Consider the following 3,226-nt stretch of genomic DNA (forward strand, 5'->3'; position numbering starts at 1 on the left):
TGCATGCGCACGAGGTTGATCAGCTGCACCAGTGGCGAGCTGATGCCCGACAGGGTCTGCAGCGCCGCCGTGATCGAGCCGAGATCGGGCAGGGCGCGCAGGCTGATCTGATCCAGCACCACCCGCCACTTGGCGATGTAGTCGCGCACGTACAGGTCGGAGACCTGGCGCAGCAGCGCCTGCGCCTGCGCCTCGGTGGTCGTGGTGTGGCCGAGGATCCAGTCCGTGTCGCCGAGGTCGCGCGCGAGACGCGGCGCGTCCTTGAGGAAGAGCTGGTAGAAGCCTTCCCGTGTGTATAGCGCCGGCACGGTGGTCGGCAGCCGTGCCTGGGCGCGCAGCATGAGCAGCTGTGCCCCGGACGGTCCGAGCGAGGCGACCACGTCGATGCCCGGCAGGTTGCTCCGCAGCGCGACGCTTTTCAGTTCGGTATAGATCTCGTCCGCCGTCGGCGCCGTGCGCAGCAGCGCGCGCGCGGTCTCCACCAGCGAGTCGTTGACCGCGAGCGGCGTCGGCAGCAGGTCGAGCAGGGCGGAGGTATGGATCTGCGCATCCGTCAGCGTCTGCGGCTGTCCGGCCAGTGCGGCGCCGAGCGTCGCATTCGCCCAGCTCGCGACGTCGGTGCGCGAGAAATGCCCCGGCGTGGCCAGCTCCAGATACGTCGTCAGCAGCGTGCGGATCCGGGGGATATCGGCGCCGGCCGATACGGCGGCCTGTAACTGCCCCTCCAGCGTCCGCCGCAGCGCCGGCAGCAGCAGGGCAAGCAGCAGGTCGTCGTAGCTGCGCTGCGCCGCCGTGATCGCCTGCGACAGGCTCAGCGGATTGAGGTCGCTGTGGCCAGGATCGACCGTCGTCAGCGCACGCGCGATGTTCAGCGGCGGGATGATGTCAGGCAGCGAGGCCCGGTCCGACAGCGGCCCAAGCTCCGTCGCCTCGATGCGCGCCTGCGACCGCATCTGTGCCAGGATGTCGCTGTGGTGGCCGTAATCGCTGAGCCACACCGCCGCCGACAGCAGCAGCCCGAGCAGGCAGGCGGCATAGCCCGCGATATGCAGCAGCAGCAGCCGGCGTTCGAGATCGGGATTGCTGCCCGCGAGCCCGCTTTCCGGCAGCGCGATGCGACGGAACAGGCCGTTGATGAACAGCGGCCCGGCGAGCGTCGTCGCGGGCGCGGTCGAGAGCGCGAGGCCGAGGCCGCCGGCATAGGCGGGCGCCCAGGGATCGAGCGCCGGGCCGTCGCCGGGGACGGATGTGCCGGACGCCGCCCGACCGGGCGACGCGCTGGTGAAGAACACACCCCGCAGCAGCAGCGTCTTGTCATAGCGGCCGGCGCGCGCGAGTTCGGCGCAGAACGCTTCCACCGTCTCGCTCAGGCGGGTGAACACGCTCGGGAACGCGGCGGCGCGGGCGCGACGGCGCACGTCGCGATCGGCGGCGATGCGGAACGGCAGATCGCGCAGCAGCCGCTGACCCAGCCGCTCGAACTCGGCATGCAGGGCGGCCAGCAGGCGCGTCTGCCCGACCGGTTCCGCCGCCGGCAGCAGCACGCCGAACGCGTCGCGCCGGGTCTCCGCGTCGACGCCGCTGAAATACTCGGCGAAGCCGGCGACACCGTCCATCTTGGTGACGGTGACATAGACCTGCAGCCGGCTGCCGAAACGGCGCATCGCCTCCTGCAGACGCATGCGCAGCGTGGCCGCGACCTCCGGCCCCTCGCCGCGTATGAGACGCTCGGCGTCGATCACCAGGATCACCCCGTCGACCGGCCGGCGTGCCCGCCGCTCGACCAGAAAATCGAGCAGCCCGCGCCAGAGCGGCGCCGCCTTGCCCGCCTCGCCGATCCCGAGGACGGCGCCACGCGGCGAGATCAGCAGTCCCTCGTCGGTGAACCACCAGCGCGTGCCGCCCGCGACCTGCGTGCGGATGCCGCCGCGGCCGAGCCGTTCCTCGATCGGCATCGGCAGGTCGGATTGCTCGACCAGCGTGCCGCACCCGGCCGCGGGCGGTCCGAGCACGAGCAGCCAGGGCAGCACGTTGGCGAAGTCCCGCCCGCGTTCTGCCTCGCCCTGTTCGCGTAGATAGGCGAGCGCCTCGGTCAGCGGCTGGCGTAGTTCCTCCACCTCCAGCTCGCTCTCGGCGCCGACCGGCGAGAGGGTGGTGTCGCCGCTGAGCCCGGCGAACAACCGGTTCGCGCGCCGGCGCTGCCGCCGGTAGCGCGCGTACGAGAACAGCAGCCACAACGTCAGCACCAGCGCCATCAGTCCCAGGCGCTCGGGGATCGTCACGCTCGGGAACAGGTCCGTCGGACCCGGCACGCCGCCGGCCCAGATCAGCGCGTCGATGATGACGACGGCGAGCGCCTCGCTCAGCCGTCGCCAGGTCAGCATGAAGCGGGCGAACCCCGTCATCGCCGTGCTCCCGGACGGGCGAAGTCGCCGAGGCGGCTGCCCGGATGCACCGACAGCGGCGTGACGGTCGCCGAGGGCTTGGCCGTTGCCACGGGGGGCGGGGCGGGCGGGGCGACGGTTCCGACCATCTCCGGCATGGCCTGCAGCGTCACCGCCACCGCAGCCGCGTCATGGCGCAGCTCATAATCGAGCCATGCATAATAAGAGAGCGACAGCAGGGCGCAGAAAACCGCGACCGTCCAGACCGGGGCGTAGCGGAACAGTTCACGCTGCCGGCGTGACACCGGCGCCGCCGCAAGGGTCACGAAGGGCAGCGGCCGCGGCGGCACGGGATAGAGCAGTTCGCCGAGCTGCGTGCGCACCGCCTCGGCCAGCGCGGTGCCGTCGCGCTCGCGGCGATAGCGTCCCTGAAAGCCGAGCGACATCACGATGTAGCCGATCGTCAGGATGCCGCGGTACTCGTCCACGTTCGTTCGCGCCCGGTCGAGCAGCGCGAACACCGTCTCGCCGCCCCAGGTCTCGCCGTGGAACCGGTTGAGCAGGCTCGGCGTGTTCCAGTCGCCGGCATTGCCCCAGGCGGTGGTCAGCACCGCCTCGTCGAGCGCCGTGCACAGGATGTAGCGTGCGGCCGAGACCTGTCCCGGCGGCACGCCGTCCGCAATCGCCGTGTGGACAAAGGTATCGATCATGGCGATCAGGCCGCGCTTGAAGCGCGCGAGGTCGCGTGCGGCGGCACCGCCGGCGAGACGGTTGAGGACGCTGATCAGCGGCCATGCCGCGCGCAGCAGCGGCGGCGCGGCGGGCGGCGGGGCGGGGAATTC

The 3,226-nt window shown here is 71.5% G+C and carries 2 protein-coding genes; both read right to left on the reverse strand.

What is annotated here, in order from left to right; translation table 11 throughout:
- A partial coding sequence (gene tssM, locus B8460_RS05010) for a type VI secretion system membrane subunit TssM (RefSeq protein WP_048860483.1) occupies positions 1–2,405 on the reverse strand: 2,405 nt, incomplete at its 3' end.
- Positions 2,402–3,226 (reverse strand): type IVB secretion system protein IcmH/DotU (gene icmH, locus B8460_RS05015; RefSeq protein ID WP_048860484.1); only part of this gene is annotated, 825 nt, incomplete at its 5' end. The genes icmH and tssM, both read right to left, overlap by 4 nt.

Origin of the sequence: Acidisphaera rubrifaciens HS-AP3 (assembly GCF_000964365.1) — a bacterium.
In the GTDB taxonomy this organism is placed as follows: Bacteria; Pseudomonadota; Alphaproteobacteria; order Acetobacterales; family Acetobacteraceae; genus Acidisphaera; species Acidisphaera rubrifaciens.